This is a genomic window from Candidatus Magnetaquiglobus sp., assembly GCF_058402785.1.
The window spans coordinates 1-13,519 of record NZ_JBZVFG010000071.1 but is presented as its reverse complement, the minus strand read 5'-3'; the positions used below and the strand labels follow the sequence as shown (position 1 = coordinate 13,519).

Annotated in this window: 17 protein-coding genes and 1 tRNA gene; 6 read left to right on the top strand and 12 right to left on the bottom strand. The window is 65.1% G+C overall.

Going from position 1 to position 13,519, the window contains the following annotated elements; translation table 11 throughout:
* Positions 1–59: 59 nt before the first annotated feature.
* Positions 60–133 (bottom strand) — tRNA-Gly (locus ACV4UY_RS15735).
* Between the two features lie 342 nt (positions 134–475).
* Here ACV4UY_RS15735 and ACV4UY_RS15730 point away from each other — a divergent pair.
* The 5 genes from ACV4UY_RS15730 to ACV4UY_RS15710 all read left to right on the top strand — a co-directional run bounded on the left by ACV4UY_RS15730 (position 476) and on the right by ACV4UY_RS15710 (position 2,757).
* On the top strand, positions 476–733 hold the full coding sequence (locus tag ACV4UY_RS15730) for a hypothetical protein (RefSeq protein ID WP_491608509.1): 258 nt from the start codon (positions 476–478) through the stop codon (positions 731–733).
* Positions 730–1,281: a shikimate kinase gene (locus tag ACV4UY_RS15725; protein WP_491608508.1), complete on the top strand. Its 552-nt coding sequence runs from the start codon at positions 730–732 to the stop codon at positions 1,279–1,281. The genes ACV4UY_RS15730 and ACV4UY_RS15725 overlap by 4 nt, the downstream gene beginning before the upstream one ends.
* A 241-nt stretch (positions 1,282–1,522) precedes the next feature.
* Complete coding sequence (locus ACV4UY_RS15720) at positions 1,523–1,840, top strand: hypothetical protein (protein WP_491608507.1); 318 nt, start codon at positions 1,523–1,525, stop codon at positions 1,838–1,840.
* Between the two features lie 181 nt (positions 1,841–2,021).
* On the top strand, positions 2,022–2,366 hold the full coding sequence (locus tag ACV4UY_RS15715; protein WP_491608506.1) for a hypothetical protein: 345 nt from the start codon (positions 2,022–2,024) through the stop codon (positions 2,364–2,366).
* Positions 2,367–2,460: 94 nt separating this feature from the next.
* Complete coding sequence (locus ACV4UY_RS15710; protein ID WP_491608505.1) at positions 2,461–2,757, top strand: hypothetical protein; 297 nt, start codon at positions 2,461–2,463, stop codon at positions 2,755–2,757.
* A gap of 168 nt (positions 2,758–2,925) precedes the next feature.
* Here the strand turns inward: ACV4UY_RS15710 and ACV4UY_RS15705 are convergent, their stop codons facing one another.
* From ACV4UY_RS15705 to ACV4UY_RS15655, 11 genes are all read right to left on the bottom strand, one after another.
* Positions 2,926–5,016 carry a hypothetical protein gene (locus ACV4UY_RS15705; RefSeq protein ID WP_491608504.1) on the bottom strand — a complete coding sequence of 697 codons (2,091 nt, stop codon included), beginning with the start codon at positions 5,014–5,016 and terminating at the stop codon, positions 2,926–2,928.
* An 8-nt stretch (positions 5,017–5,024) separates the two neighbouring features.
* Positions 5,025–6,119 (bottom strand): hypothetical protein, encoded by a 1,095-nt coding sequence (locus ACV4UY_RS15700; RefSeq protein WP_491608503.1) that lies wholly within the window; start codon positions 6,117–6,119, stop codon positions 5,025–5,027.
* Between the two features lie 27 nt (positions 6,120–6,146).
* Entirely contained in the window at positions 6,147–7,247 is a 1,101-nt protein-coding gene (locus ACV4UY_RS15695) for a hypothetical protein (protein WP_491608502.1), read from the bottom strand.
* Positions 7,244–8,272 carry a hypothetical protein gene (locus tag ACV4UY_RS15690; RefSeq protein WP_491608501.1) on the bottom strand — a complete coding sequence of 343 codons (1,029 nt, stop codon included), beginning with the start codon at positions 8,270–8,272 and terminating at the stop codon, positions 7,244–7,246. Before ACV4UY_RS15690 ends, ACV4UY_RS15695 begins: the two co-directional genes overlap by 4 nt.
* A 119-nt stretch (positions 8,273–8,391) precedes the next feature.
* Positions 8,392–8,757, bottom strand: coding sequence for a hypothetical protein (locus ACV4UY_RS15685; protein ID WP_420903511.1), 366 nt, complete (start codon positions 8,755–8,757; stop codon positions 8,392–8,394).
* Between the two features lies 1 nt (position 8,758).
* Positions 8,759–9,187 (bottom strand): phage tail terminator protein, encoded by a 429-nt coding sequence (locus ACV4UY_RS15680; protein WP_491608500.1) that lies wholly within the window; start codon positions 9,185–9,187, stop codon positions 8,759–8,761.
* 3 nt (positions 9,188–9,190) lie between these two features.
* Positions 9,191–9,700 (bottom strand): phage protein Gp36 family protein, encoded by a 510-nt coding sequence (locus ACV4UY_RS15675; protein WP_491608499.1) that lies wholly within the window; start codon positions 9,698–9,700, stop codon positions 9,191–9,193.
* An 8-nt stretch (positions 9,701–9,708) separates the two neighbouring features.
* Positions 9,709–10,011 (bottom strand): hypothetical protein, encoded by a 303-nt coding sequence (locus ACV4UY_RS15670; protein WP_491608498.1) that lies wholly within the window; start codon positions 10,009–10,011, stop codon positions 9,709–9,711.
* A 5-nt stretch (positions 10,012–10,016) separates the two neighbouring features.
* Positions 10,017–10,943, bottom strand: coding sequence for a major capsid protein (locus tag ACV4UY_RS15665; RefSeq protein WP_491608497.1), 927 nt, complete (start codon positions 10,941–10,943; stop codon positions 10,017–10,019).
* Between the two features lie 65 nt (positions 10,944–11,008).
* The gene (locus ACV4UY_RS15660; protein ID WP_491608496.1) at positions 11,009–11,428 is read right to left on the bottom strand and encodes a capsid cement protein; all 420 of its coding nucleotides are present in this window, start codon (positions 11,426–11,428) and stop codon (positions 11,009–11,011) included.
* 17 nt (positions 11,429–11,445) lie between these two features.
* Positions 11,446–12,477, bottom strand: a complete 1,032-nt coding sequence (locus tag ACV4UY_RS15655) for a hypothetical protein (protein WP_491608495.1) — start codon at positions 12,475–12,477, stop codon at positions 11,446–11,448.
* Between the two features lie 173 nt (positions 12,478–12,650).
* Between ACV4UY_RS15655 and ACV4UY_RS15650 the strand changes: the two genes are divergently transcribed.
* The gene (locus ACV4UY_RS15650; RefSeq protein ID WP_491608494.1) at positions 12,651–13,163 is read left to right on the top strand and encodes a type III secretion system chaperone family protein; all 513 of its coding nucleotides are present in this window, start codon (positions 12,651–12,653) and stop codon (positions 13,161–13,163) included.
* Positions 13,164–13,519 lie beyond the last annotated feature (356 nt).

Here is a 13,519-nt window from a genome sequence, read left to right as displayed (position 1 = left end):
AGAACCCCCTCACCCCCCGTACCATGGACCTCCCTTCGGGAGTTCCATGGTAAAGAAAATGGAGCGGGTGAGGAGAATCGAACTCCCGCCTTAAGCTTGGGAAGCTTAGGCCCTACCATTAGACGACACCCGCGCTTGGCAAATCGCATGACCCTGGAACTCCCGAAGGGAGGTCCATGGTACGGGGGGTGAGGGGGTTCTCCCCCCATCATGCATGTTACTTTGAACCCTGATTGGGAATTCTAGGCGATCCCTGGCCCTGGGTCAACACCATTTTTCCCGTGGAACGCCCGCCAGGGAGCTTCGCGGTCGGGGGGATGAGGGGAGTCTCCCTCCATCAGGTCCGTTTCCCGTGCGCCCGCCAGGGGCCGGATGGCTCCGGATCCGGACCGAGGTTGGCCCTTGACGCGGTTTTTGGGATCGCGGTGAAAAACCGGGTTCCCTTTTGGCGCGGAAGCAGGTAAAAGAGAGGGTCATGAACACCACGACCCCCTCCAAACCTCCCGCGCATTGGCTCGACCGGGTATCCTGGCCGGTGTTGCTGCTATTGGCCGCCTGGCTGGCCGTGGCGCCGATCACGCCCGAACCCCATCTGACCGAAAAGCTGCGCATGCTGTTCGCGGGTGAACTCTCCCGCCCCATCGACATCTTCGATCTTTTTCTGCATGCCTCGCCCATCGTGGTGGTGATTCTCAAGGCCCGGCGTCGGTTCGCCGGCCCCGGCTCGGGATGAACATCGTCCTGATCGGTCCCCGCGGGGTGGGCAAGTCGGGCGCCAGTCGCATCCTGGCGCGTCTGACCCGCTTTCCGGTCCTCTCCACCGATCTCCTTCTCTCCTACGAACACGACGGCCTGCCGATCCCCGCGATTCTGCGTGCCATGGATGGCGATTGGCGTCGCTTCCGCGACCTCGAATACGCGGTGGTCGCCAAGGTGGCGCGTCTGGATGGGGTGATCATCGATACCGGCGGCGGGGTGGTGGTGGATCTGGACGACGCGGGCGGCGAGATCTACAGCGAACGCAAGCTCTCCCTGCTCAAGCGAAACGGCTTCATCGTCCATCTGACCGGCGATCCGGCCCGTCTGGCCACCCGGGTCGCCAGGGATCCCAACCGTCCCGCCTTGAGCGCCGCCCACTCCGAAGAGGCGATCATGCGCCGTCGCGAACCGCTCTACCGTCGCGCGGCGGATCTGACCGTCGATGGCTCGCGCATGCGTCGCGAGGAGCTGGCGGAGTGGATTTTCAAGCGACTGCCCGGCGCGGCGTCCGGTCTCCATTGAGCGCCTGTCCGGCCATGGCCGGACACCCCCGACTCTTTGGTCGGGGTTGCGTCTTCTCTCCCGAATGCCGTTCATCACCCCCGTTGCCCCCCGATCGTCCGCCATCGTTCCGGATTGTCCCGGTTGGGGACATTTTTCGCTTCTCTTCTTGATCCGCGCGACCGATACAGCTTCGCAAGCGGGGATTCCAAGGCGTCTTCCCGCCGGTTTTCGAGTGTTGCGTATGTAACGGAGGTGCATCATGAAGATCTCCTGGCCAACGGATCACCCGCTCCATCCCACGCGGGTCGCGGAAAACAGACTTCGGCAACAGGCCGAGGAGACCCATTTTCATGCCCCGGAACGGCCTCGCATGATCCAGAAATCCGATCGGATCACCCTGTCGGATCCGGGCGTCACCAGCGGCGCCCTGGTCGTGCCGGTGCTGTTCTCGCCTCACATCCTGGTGGAACGCCACATTCAGGGGATGGTCAACGAGGCCATGAGCGCCGTTCTGCACGAACCCACCCAACTGCCGGAACCGGATGAAATCCGTCAGGTGGTGGTGGTCAAGGAGTGAGACGGCTGATTTTGGGAAATTGATGAAAGAATCGATTTTTTGATTTGCATTCAGCCCCATTCGCTCCTATTTTCACCTGCTTGACCGTGTGGTTGCAAAATCGCTTTTGCGCGTTTCAAGCCGCTTTCCGGGAGAAGAATAGAGAGCCATGATCCGGACTCTTGGTTTGGTTGTCCTTTCGATGCTGGCGTGGATGACCCCCGATGGGGCATGGGCCGGTGATCCGACGCCCCAGGCTCCCCGCCCGGCGGGTTACGATCCCAAGGTGGCCTGTGAACGCTACGCCCGCGAGGATGGCATCCAGCCCAACCATCTGGTCGATTACATGAATCAGTGCCTGCGGGATCTGGCCAACGACCAGATGCACGCGGAAGAGGAGCCGGATCCGGCTTTCAACGAGGCGGAGGCGGAGGCCCTGTTGAATCCCCCTGCCTCGCCCAAACCACCGGATCCGGTCAAACCGGCGGGGGCCAAGCCGCCAGCCACGGGTAAATCCCCGGCACCGGCGCGCCCGAAACAGCCGTGAGCGCGCTTCTGGCCGGAGCGGCATGGGCGTGGAGCGGTTCCTGTCTGATCGGTATGGGTGTCGCATGGAGTCCCGACGGAAAAGGGAGAGAAGCATGAGCGAAAAATGGATGGTATCCGCGATGTTGGCCGGTGGGGTGCTGCTGGGGGCCGCGTTGGCCGGAGCGGCGGAGGCGGTTCCCTCGGAGGAGGAGTTGATCGCCCAGTGCAAGCAGTTCGCCATCGAGGACCAGGTTCCGCCCAAGGAGGTGGATGCCTATGTCACCCAGTGCGTCCTCGATCTGAAGGAGCAGTATCTGCCGATCGGCGGGATGGACAATCCAATCTTCGCCCCGCCCATCGAGGGGCTGAAAGATCCCTTGAAGGATCCGCCCAAGCCGCCGACCCGCTAACGTCCGGGATGGGAGGATCCCCTCGCCCCGGAGCGTGAACCGCCCTTGCGGGCGTTCCATGCCGACGGTCCCGACGCGTCCCATGCCTTGCCGGATCCGGATTCGATCGACACCCCGGAGCCAGGCAAGACATGGGACGCGTCCCAAACTTATGCCGCATGGTCGAACTCATCCGGCACGGCCCACCACCTCAAGCCGTGTTCGCGCCCCCGAGCCATCGACCTCGTGGGTGACCCCCCGCACCACCGCCCGGTATCCCCCTCCGCGCCACCCATCCCGCACCTCGATCAGCTCTCCGGGCAGAATCTCCGGACGATGCACCAGGCTCAACCGGATCGCGCGCATCGGCTCCCCGGCGTCCAGTTCCGCCTCGGCCCTGGCGCGTCGCGCACGGGTGTCGGTCAGCAAGGGCGAGACGATCTCCCGCTCCCGCCAGGGTGGACCCCCGGCACGGGTCATCACCAGCGCGTGACCGGGTTGGAGGGTCTCGACCCCGCGCGCCACGAGCAGCATGGAAAAATCGTCCGCGCCCGCCACCCTGGCCGGCACCTTCAGGGGATGACACCGGGCATCCGCCAGAGTGACCAGCACGCGGGCCACGGCCACCCCCGTTTCCGTCGCGGTGACGGTGCGGCCATCCGGTTCCAGGGTCAGGGTGCCGAGATCCGCGCCCATCCAGACCACCGATTCGATGCGACTGGCCGGGCGTGACAACACCGCACGCCGCCGGTTCTCGAAACGCAACAGCTCGGTGCGACCGCGCGCCACCGTCTCGCCGGGCATCCAGTCGCCACTCGAGGCCGACAGCCCGTCCAGGGTCACGCCCGGCGAGGCCATGGCCAACACCCGCACCGTCTGATCGGGCTCCGGACCGCCCGCCGGAATGGCCAGGGGATCGACCTCCAGCCAGATTCCCGGCTTTTGCAGCTCGTCCGCCTCGGCGCGTACCGTCACCCGGTTGATGCGCGTGCCCGAAATTCCCATGTCGCGCAGCTCCAGCAGGTCATCTCCGGCATCCAGCTCATGAGTCGGGGTGGTTCGTTCCCAGTCGGGCAGGGGATGGGGATGACGCGGAGCCAGCTCCAGCACGCCATCGGCACGGGAACGGATCTCCCCGCCAACCGCGGAGGCGATCCGGGCGGCGATGCCCAGGGGGGTCTCCTGGTCCGCGCGCAGCCGGAACGCGGGGAGCAGCCAGTCGGGAAACCCCCAGATCACCGCCTCGCCCAACGCCTCCTCGACCGCCGTCCGTGCCGTGACCGGGTGTTCCCAGCTCCAGGCGCGCGGTGGCGCGAAGGGCTCCCCATGGCGCGCCGCCACGCCAAGCAGGATCCATGCCCGTTCCATCCGTCCGGATTCCGTCAGATGCCTCCCCTTGTCGAGAAGCAGCATCCGGAACGACATTCCGGCCCAGCCGAGGGTCACGGTCTGCTCCAGATTCGGCTCGATGACCCCCCCGTCGCGGGCCGGAACCAGTCGCGCCCGCCAGGCCACCTGATCGGGGCTCCAGGAGAGCGAGGCGCTTTCGAGGACGACCCTTTGGCCGTCGAGGGTGATTTCGGGCCACGGAGGGATGCGTGGCACCCCCTCCCCGAGCAGGCGCCACCACCCGTTCCGCGCGGACCGCGTCGGATCGCGGCTCAGGAGCCCGAATCCCTGCCCGAGCCGGGCCATGCGGGTCGCGCCGTCGGCGCGGGGCTGAACGAGCTGGAGGCCGACGCGCCGGAGGAGCGACCAGAACGCACGTCGTCCGGTCGCGATGCCATCGTGCAGCGGTTGTCGGGATCCTGACTCCAGACTCGATTGCCACCTCTGGAGGTGCTCGGTCCCGCGCGGCGTCCGTTCCGGCAGGGTGAAGACGCGCCACTCCAGATCCACCCAGTCGGACAGATCGCTCCACGCACCCTGATCGTGCCAGACCACCCCGTCATCCGACCACTGGCAGCGCATCTCCCGCGGTGCCTGATCGAACAGAGCCGGCAGGATCCACAACGCATCGATCGCCACCGCCTGGCCCGCGCCAAAGTCGCAGGCCACCCAGGACTCCCCGAAGGGTTCGTCGTTGGACCACCAGGTCTGCATGTCGTCGTCGAACAGATAAACGGCATCGGCGTCGTTGTGGCTGGCCAAGGCACTGCCCTGGCCGCACAGATTCTCGGTTCCACCGAATCCTCGCATCTGAATCCCGGCGAGGGTGATCCAGCCGTTGATGCCAGCCGTGGAGCGCGTCATCAGCAAACGCCAGTAACGGTGTGCCATTCCAAGCCTCACTCCGGTTGTGGAAAAAAGAGGATATCCTCGAAACGGGTATTCGGACCCTCCACCAGGGTGGCGATCTCACTGGGATAGTGGAGGGGCCAATGGGACGTGCCGTAGGGAACCTGATCAACGTTCCAGATCAAGTGACCGCTGCGTTCGTAGGTGTCGCCCAGCAGATTGGCGGCGCGTATGCCCGGCAGGGTGTGGGTGTGCGAAAAGCCGGTCACTTCGGAGGTGCTGTACGGAATGGTCGCGGTATAACCGAACGAGGTGGTGATCTCCAGCTGCATGGCATTCCAAACGGAGCTGGCACCGATCCCGATGGTGAGGACCAGATCGTGGTAGGTCATCACCCGTTTGTCGCTGTCCGAGGTGGGTAGCGTGTCCGGAGGGGTGAGGTTGTCGATGTACTGGTGCGGCATGAACCAGTGGGTTCCCGAATAGCCGATCGTCAGTTTGAGATCATATGTCCAGCTGCGCAACCTGTAGGTGGGGGTCCAGACCACGATCAGGATCGGCAGACGGAAGCGAGCCGACGGAACCGCTCCAGAGATGATGTGCTCGACCGAGTAGGGGACGCTCGAATAAATCGTGGAGCGCCGAATGGTGTGGAACGGATCCGGATAGGTGGTCGTATCGATCACATCGAAGAACGGGATCTGAACCGTGTGGCGTCCGGGCGGCAGCGGCAGGGGATCCCCCTGATCGGACAGATAGAGGCGTGGATGGGTGGTCTCCAGGGTGCGGAGACCGGTGGTGACCAGATACAGTCGCAACCAGCTGCGCTCCTGACCCACCAGTTCGGTCAGCAGGGCCTCGTTGAAGGCGATCGTGTAGTAGGACTCCTCGTACCCGCATCCGATGACCAGACCCGGCACCGGCGCGTAACAGCCCAGTTCCGGGTCGGCATACGCCGACAGGGAGCAGATGAACTCCCAGTCGCTCGAATAGAGCTGCATCACCAACCATTCCGGCGTGGTCGGGGTGTACTCCAGGCCATCGTCGCGGCGGATCTGAAACGAATAGGTCAGCGCGGAGTAGGAGAAGCCCACGATCCGGTCGAACGGACCGGCAGTGAGGACGGGGAAGGCGGCGGTGGCCATGGCGGGAACTCCGGAATGGAGGATGAATCAGGCCGAACCGGCGAAACGAAGCGTCAACTCCGGACAACAGCCATTCTGGGAGGATGGATCGCACGGGCTGCCGTCGGCGCGCTTGAGCTTGAGCACCATCCCCACGGTCCGCTCCACGTCGATGTAGATCTCGGTGCTGCCGGGGGCGAAGATCCGTTCCATGCGCACCTGGCGCGACTCCTCGACATACTGGAACCTGGGATTGCTGGCCGCCTCCACGCAGTCGCGGATCGCGCTCATCTCCCGTTCGTTGAGCAGGGAGGCGTTCGGCTGGATCGCCTGTTTGCAGCGGTCCCAGCAGGTCGGCTTGGCCGGGGGCTTGTAGCGGTAGTTCTCCCCCTCTTTGGAGAAGGGGGAGGGATCCTTGCTCCGGTGTCCCGAGGGGGTGTCGGCGCGCGCCGGCCAGTAGGCGCGGCTGAAGGCGAGTTGCGTGGCGTCGTTCGGTCCCACGGCGATGATCCGCACCGGCGGCACGGCGGCATCGTGGATGTTGCCGGCCAGCCAGGCCAGACGCATCTCCCGGAACAGCTCCGGCGAGGCCTGGGAGGCTCCGTTGTCGTAGGTGATCTCGTAGAGGGAGAACTCCGGCGTGTACGTCACCACCAGGGCGCCGGTCACTTCCTGGTCATGGACGAACGAGGCGCTCTCCGGATCGAAGCGGGGCGGATGGGTCTCCTCTCCCTGGGCGTCGAAGAAGCGTGACTGCTCGAGGATGCGCGCCGTGGGCCGGTCGTGATGGTAACGCAGCCGTTTGACGCGGGTTCGCACCCACGTCAGGGTTTCGATCAGGGATTCCTGGCGACGCCCGAGGGCGTTGGCGGTGCCGCCCATCACCGTGAGGCGCACCGGATCGGCGCTTTCGCGGGCGCAATAGAGCCGTATCCGCTTGACGCCGGGCGCCACCTGGATCAGCGCCTGATCCAGCCATGAGGCATAGGCCTCCAGCGGTCGCTCCAGGGTCCAGTTGGCCACCAGCGCCGGTCGCACCTGCACCGGGCGGGCGCCGTGATCATCCGCCACGCGCAGTTCGAACGGGGGGCGTTCAGCCTTGGCGCGCGGCGTGCAATCCAGCAACAGAGCATCTTGCGGGGTGGTCATGCGCTCTCTCCGCTGATGGCCACGATCACCTGGTTGCCCGAATGGCTGTTGGCTCCCGCCGGCACGGTCCGTTTTTCCCAGAAGGGAAGGGCCGCCGGATGGGTGACGAAGGTGATGGTATCCCCGCTGGCGAAGGTCCCGCCCCAGGGTGGCGAGCCTCCGGTGATGGTGAAACAGGGTTTGCCGAAATCGGGATTGATGGCCGAGAAGTCGTTCTGGATCGCGCCGCTCCCCACGATGCCCAGATCGTTCCCCACACAGATGAATTGCGTGGCGCTGGTGAACGTGAGGGTCCAGGTCTGCTCGATGGTGCCGATGTGATCGAGGGTTGGCGGGAAACCGGTTCGGTCGTAGCTGCCGGCCTGGGAGGAGATCTGCCAGCCGGTCAGGCTGGCGGCGATGTCGGCCCCCTCGAGCACGGAGGCCACCTTGGTGACCCCTGCCGCGTAGTTGCAGGCCGGGCGGTTGCCGTCGGCCAGGGTGAGTGTGGCCAGATTGCCGTTCCAGGTCACCGCGTCGCTGGCGGCCAGGCGCAGGAATTCGCTGTTGCCGGTGGGTGCGTCGAGGCTGGTCTGGTCGGAGACGCGGATCATGTCCCCATTCTGGAAGATGGCATCGCCGTTTGCGTCGTTGCCCGGTTCGACCACCACCTGCAAGGTGGCGTCATCGGCGATGATCGGGCTGTCGAGGATTCCCACGCCGTGGCAACGCGTGTAAGCGTTGGCTTCGGCCTGGGTATCGGTTTGGGTTCCGGCCAGCAGCACCACGCGGTCATCTCCGGGCGTGCCGGTTTCGATGAAGAGGCGCGGGGCGATCAGGGACAGGTCGTCGTCGTTGGCGATCTTGATGAAATTCTTTCGATATTTGACCGATCCGGCGTTGCGTTCCGCTTGGGGGACATCGGGCCAGACGTTGTTTTTCACCCCGTCCGGGATTTCCAGCGCGGACATCGTGCCGCCGTTGGTCGGGCCGTCGTTGACGTTTCGTGACCGGTACCATTTGATTTCACTGCCCTGAATGGCCATGTTTGCATCTCCGAGAGGGTGATTTTCAGGGGATCGGGACCCCTGCCATCGCAGGGGTCCTGAATCGTTACTTTTTGTCTTCTGGCGCTGGGCCCCTGGAGCCCGGCGGTGGCAAGAGGTCAAATCGTCAACAATCGGATCGTACCCGTGAACCGGTCCTGATGCGGCCAGACCGGCTCCACGGCAAAGGCCGGCGGGGTGTCGTGACGAAAGATCACCGTGCCGTGCCAGTTCTCCCAGACGAGCGGATAGGAGGCCCCGGCCAACGCCGCCAGCACGGCCAGGGCCTCCACCGTGTCGCGATCCAACCAGGCCGCGTCGTTCCGGGCCTCCAGCGTCACGGGACGCCCCGCGAACTGGTTGCGAGCCCAGATCACCGGTTTTCCGCCCAGAGTTCGGACCACCGTCTGTTCGACGAGCGCGGCGGCATGGCGGTCGCTCCACACCAGTCCATCCGGCAACACCACATCGCCAAGTTGTTTCATGTCACTCCCCAGCCGTCACGAGACGCGTGGCAAAACGCATCGGAAACAACGCCACTTCCCCGGTGAAATGGGCCCCCGGCGCGTTCACCATCCGGAACGGGGCGAATCCCGTCCCAGGCGACCAGCCGAGCAGCGCCCGACAGACCGCGTTCAACACCGGTCCGGCCTCGCGCCGTTCGCCCGCGCCACCCTGGGCGTCACGGACGTTGCGTACCGCCACCACCACCAGCCAGAATTGTTCGAAAGCCTGCTCGGACCCGGCATGGGCGAGGGGCGCGTGACCGTCGAAGATCAGATAGAGGGCCGGCGTCGCGCCACTGCCTGCCGGGATCTCCTTGATGTCACGCGCCCCGCTCACCCGGCGCGCCAACGGCAGACGAAGGCGCAACCGCTCCAGAATCGGCTCTTCGGCCACGAAGAGATCGTCCATGCGCTAGAATCCCCATAAGGTGGTGTGGTCGAAGGCGCGCGGCGCGGCGTCGAAGGCGGGTGAGCCGGCACTGCCCGCCACCACGCCGGTGGCGCCCCCCGTGATTCCGGTTCTCCCCGCGCCCAGGGAGGTGAGCCAGGCCATGGCTCGCTCGTAGCCGGCCTGAACCGCTTCGGGAATCCGGTCGCGATGCAACAGACGCCGCGCGATCTCCCCGCACAGACGCGGCAAGGGGCTTTGGGCAATCCGCGCGTCGGAGAGCGGCAACAACTGGCGCGTGACCAGATAGGAGTCGATCAGCCGCGAGGCATCCTCCAACGCCTGGAGGAGCGCGCTGGCGCCGACATCGGCGGCGTCGGTCTGATCCGGGGAGAAGCCGGCGCGGCTGCCACCCTCGAGGGTGAGACGCAGCAGCTCCGGCGAGACCGGGGTCAACTCATCGGGGACCGCGACCTGCGCCAGCTCGCGGGCGCCGAACCACAGCATCATCTGGACGGGTTGGGCGTAGGGCATGGTTTTCGTCACCTCATATGGGTCAGGACGGCATCCCGCTCGGCAGCCGAAACGGGACGCCCCATCAGACGGCTCAAGGGCTCCAGACGCGGCTTGCCGTCGCGGGTCCAGAGAGCGGGATCATGCGGATCGAGCGCGGTGATCGCCTGTCGCAGAGGATCCGGAACGGTCGAGCGATCCGGATCCGCCGGGGCGATGGCCCCGGCGGTCAGGAGGGTGCGCGCCGGTTCGGGTGTCAGCGCCACCTGGTCGCCAGGACGGTACGACAGGCCGTCATGGCGCAACGGAGCGAGCACCCGATGCCAGGTCATGGCGGTCACGCGGGGTTGCGGATCAAGAAGCCGGAGAGGATCCCGGTCAACACCGGCACCCGCTCGTAGGTGACCGGATAGATCCAGCTTTTGGCATTGTTCTCGTAGTAGGGGCGTTCCACCAGCGGATGACCCTCCATGGTGTAGGTGTAGCCGAAGGAGGGATCCTCGATTCCCGAGGATTGGGCCGGGGTGTAGGCCAGGATGGCGTGGTTGCCCCAGATGTCGATATCCTGGCCGGCATCGTTGAAGGCCACCGCCTTGCCCACCGCCACGGTCTGGAGATCCCAGAGGGCGGCGAGCATGTCCGGGGTCACCGAGTCGCGGCTGGTGTACTTGAAGCGGTCCACCACCTGGGGATGGCTTTTGAGGGCGGCGAAGGCCTTGGCCGAGAGCACCAGGGTGTTGGGATAGATGCCCACCGAGGCGCGCACCGCCTCGCGGGCGGCGTCGATGTCGCCGGAGGGGTTGGAGCCGCCATCGCTCCACTGATCGGAGCCGGAGAGGGTCAGCTTGTGGTTGATGTCGTAGTTGTCGGGATTGGTGGCGAGGCTGGCCTGATCGTACTCCAGGGTCAGCGACAGGGCGCGCAGGGCGCCGCTGATGGAGCGCTGGGCCAGATCGATGCCCGGCGCGCGGCTGGCGTCACGTTGATACTCGCGGGGCACCTGGGCTTCGATGGAGTCTTGCATGAGGGCGAAGCTCTTGCCCAGGAAGCCGAACTGGATGCGCCGGGTGGCGGCGCCGGGGGCGCGCCGCACCTGATAGAGCTTGAAGCTCTCGCGTCCGAATTCGAGCACCTGCCCACCCGACACCTGCACCGGCACCTTGGGGAAGAGCACCTGGCCCACATGTTCGGCATGGCGATAGCCCTGGGCGATTTCGGTCAACACCGGGTCGATGACCCGCACCTGATTGGGAGACATGAGCATGACGGATAGCACTCCTTGGATAAGGATTCATGAACGATTGAGAGGGGTCGGGCGATCCGCCGGGATCAACGCCGCAGCAGGATCTCGATGAAATCGCCGGCGCCGGCGGCGGGTTGCAGGGCATCGCCGAGGATGAATTCGGGCGGATCGCCCCCTTCGAGGATGGCGCCGTTGGCGGCGGTGCTGGTGACCGGAGTGGCGCCGGCGGCGATGTGCAGGCCGCTGGTGGCCGGGATCACCCGACCCTGGGCATCGGCGATCAGGGCCTGTCCGCGGGTGATGGCGGCGCCGGTTTCGGCCACGGCGGTGCCGTGGGTGACCACGGCCAGGGCGGCGCCCGAGGTGGCGGCACTCATGGCGATGCCCATGGTCTTGCCGCCCTGGGCGGCGATGACGGCGCCGTCGAAATCCACGGCGCGGCAGGCGGGGATCGTTTCGGAGGCGATGACGGTCAGGGTGAGGATGGCGATGTTCTGTTGGCTCATGATGATCTCTCCTTGGCTCACGCGGTCACGGCCAGGGCGGCGGTGAGGTAATCGGTGTGGTGGGCGTTGGCATGGGCGAGGATGCGCGCGTGGCTTTCGAGACCTTGCGGATCGACGCTGAACCCGGGCGGAACCTGGAAGCGGAGCGCCGGGGATGGGTCACGACCCGCGGGGGCGTGTTCGGCGTAGTCCACCTGGCGCGGCAGCTCCTTGAGGAACCCTTCCAGGAAGGCGCGGCGTCCCTGGTTTTCGGCGAACTCCACCATGCCGGCGTCCGCCAGGAAGACCAGAAAGGCCACCAGCCCGTCGCGGAAGCGGGGCAGCACCCGTCCATCCGCCACCAGGGCATCGACGAACTCGGCGGCACGCGCCTGTTTTTGCGTCTCTTCGGCCTGGCGCAGGGTTTCTTCGCGTTGGGCGATGCCCTCCACCTGTTCGGCGAAGCGGGCTTCGCGGGTCGCCAGTTCCCGTTCTTGCAGCGCGAGCCGTTCCCGCATCTCCTGGAGCGAGGGCTCCTCCTTGTCGATCTTGTCGTGCATGCGTGACTCCATGGTTGGTTGCGGCGGTGTCGGGATCGACTCCGCCTGGGTGGGTGCGCACGCCTCGCCCACGGCCCAAGGGGCGAACGAGGCATCTTCGTGGAACGCGACCTGCGGCAATCCCTTCACCGCCGGGGGTTGCGCCCCCAACAGCCCCACATGGCGCGGGTAGTAGACGCCAGGAGCGGGATTGCCGGGTCCGTTCGGGGTGTAGAAGCTGACCGAGACGTTGCGATAGCGTCCCTGGGCAACCAGTTCGATCACCGTGGGATCGAGTTCGATCAGCGTGGCCATGAGGGTGCCCTCTTCCAGGGAGAGGGCGGCTATCCAGCCCCAGGCCGGGGCGTCGTGGCGCGGATGTCCGATGACCAGCGGCGCTTTCCAGCGTTCCGGGTCATAGGCGGCGACCGTGTGCGCAAGGTCGGCATCGGTGATGACCAAGGTCGTGCCGCTCATGTCCGCGTGACGACCCGACTTGAAAACCGGTATGGTGATGGAGGAGGTGTTCATGGCCGCAGAGTATGCCGGTGGGGTGTGGAAATGGGCATGCGCAGGGGTTCGGCACATTTTTAGGGTCGTTTTTTGGGGTGGATGTGTTAGAATGGGATGGTGGCGCATTTCGGATTTCGATAAATGACGCGACCAGGGAATCTTGAGTTTCTTTAAGAATGGATGAGGGTTTTATGGGTCAATCTCACGATCAGGTTCCCTCTTTTGAGGAGATCGAACTGGACAATCCGATCGGCGCGGTGGAGGAGTTCACCATCAACCAGGATTGGAATGCCGAGAGAACCAACGAATACGAGTTGTGGGCCGAGATGCCTGGTCAGTGGGGCAATCAACGGTTGTGGGTAGCCTTTCACGAGGAGACCGGTTATCTACAGTTCAATGCCTACATGAATCTGAAGATTCCGCAACGTTTTCTGCCTCAGGCTGCGCAGACCATCACGTTGATGAACGAGCGGGTTTGGTTGGGCCATTTCGAGATCTGGAGCGAGGAGCGCACTCCGGTGTTTCGGGTGGTGTTGCCGTTGCGTGGTGCGGAGTTGCAACCGGAGCAGCTTGAGGATGTGATTGCCGCCATCGAGGAGGAGACCGATCGGTTTCATCCGGCCTTGCAATGGGTTGTGTGGGGTGGGAAGACGCCGGAGGAGGCGATTGCCGCGGCGTTGGTGGATACCGAGGGTGAGGCGTGAGGGGGAGAGTGAAGGAACAGACCCCACTGGGGAGGGTGAAGGAACAGATCCTCACTGTTGCAGGGGTCCGGGGACCGCGAGGTCCCCGGCAGAGGTTCGGAGGCAGAGCCTTCGAGGTTTTGGTGTTGAATTTTTTGGTCTTTTGACTTTAGATTTCAGCGCGCTCAAGTCAAAAGCAACGTCCCAAGGGCTTCGCCCTTGGATCCCACCAGGGGGATAATCCCGCTGGACCCTTGATCATGGAACGACGCATCCCGTGATGGGTGCGGTTTATAAATAAAACGCGCGAAAGGCAAAAGAAGAGTCCCAAGGGCTTTGCCCTTGGATCCCACCAGGGGCCATTGGCCCCTGGACCC

Excerpts from the sequence above, each read along its gene's own strand:
- ACV4UY_RS15725 (WP_491608508.1), top strand. The coding sequence starts at position 730 with ATGAACATCGTCCTGATCGGTCCCCGCGGGGTGGGCAAGTCGGGCGCC.
- ACV4UY_RS15720 (WP_491608507.1), top strand. The coding sequence starts at position 1,523 with ATGAAGATCTCCTGGCCAACGGATCACCCGCTCCATCCCACGCGGGTC.
- ACV4UY_RS15675 (WP_491608499.1), bottom strand. The coding sequence starts at position 9,700 with ATGCCCTACGCCCAACCCGTCCAGATGATGCTGTGGTTCGGCGCCCGC.
- ACV4UY_RS15690 (WP_491608501.1), bottom strand. The coding sequence starts at position 8,272 with ATGGCCATTCAGGGCAGTGAAATCAAATGGTACCGGTCACGAAACGTC.
- ACV4UY_RS15710 (WP_491608505.1), top strand. The coding sequence starts at position 2,461 with ATGAGCGAAAAATGGATGGTATCCGCGATGTTGGCCGGTGGGGTGCTG.
- ACV4UY_RS15670 (WP_491608498.1), bottom strand. The coding sequence starts at position 10,011 with ATGACCTGGCATCGGGTGCTCGCTCCGTTGCGCCATGACGGCCTGTCG.
- ACV4UY_RS15680 (WP_491608500.1), bottom strand. The coding sequence starts at position 9,187 with ATGGACGATCTCTTCGTGGCCGAAGAGCCGATTCTGGAGCGGTTGCGC.
- ACV4UY_RS15665 (WP_491608497.1), bottom strand. The coding sequence starts at position 10,943 with ATGCTCATGTCTCCCAATCAGGTGCGGGTCATCGACCCGGTGTTGACC.
- ACV4UY_RS15715 (WP_491608506.1), top strand. The coding sequence starts at position 2,022 with ATGCTGGCGTGGATGACCCCCGATGGGGCATGGGCCGGTGATCCGACG.
- ACV4UY_RS15705 (WP_491608504.1), bottom strand. The coding sequence starts at position 5,016 with ATGGCACACCGTTACTGGCGTTTGCTGATGACGCGCTCCACGGCTGGC.
- ACV4UY_RS15685 (WP_420903511.1), bottom strand. The coding sequence starts at position 8,757 with ATGAAACAACTTGGCGATGTGGTGTTGCCGGATGGACTGGTGTGGAGC.
- ACV4UY_RS15650 (WP_491608494.1), top strand. The coding sequence starts at position 12,651 with ATGGGTCAATCTCACGATCAGGTTCCCTCTTTTGAGGAGATCGAACTG.
- ACV4UY_RS15700 (WP_491608503.1), bottom strand. The coding sequence starts at position 6,119 with ATGGCCACCGCCGCCTTCCCCGTCCTCACTGCCGGTCCGTTCGACCGG.
- ACV4UY_RS15655 (WP_491608495.1), bottom strand. The coding sequence starts at position 12,477 with ATGAACACCTCCTCCATCACCATACCGGTTTTCAAGTCGGGTCGTCAC.
- ACV4UY_RS15730 (WP_491608509.1), top strand. The coding sequence starts at position 476 with ATGAACACCACGACCCCCTCCAAACCTCCCGCGCATTGGCTCGACCGG.
- ACV4UY_RS15660 (WP_491608496.1), bottom strand. The coding sequence starts at position 11,428 with ATGAGCCAACAGAACATCGCCATCCTCACCCTGACCGTCATCGCCTCC.
- ACV4UY_RS15695 (WP_491608502.1), bottom strand. The coding sequence starts at position 7,247 with ATGACCACCCCGCAAGATGCTCTGTTGCTGGATTGCACGCCGCGCGCC.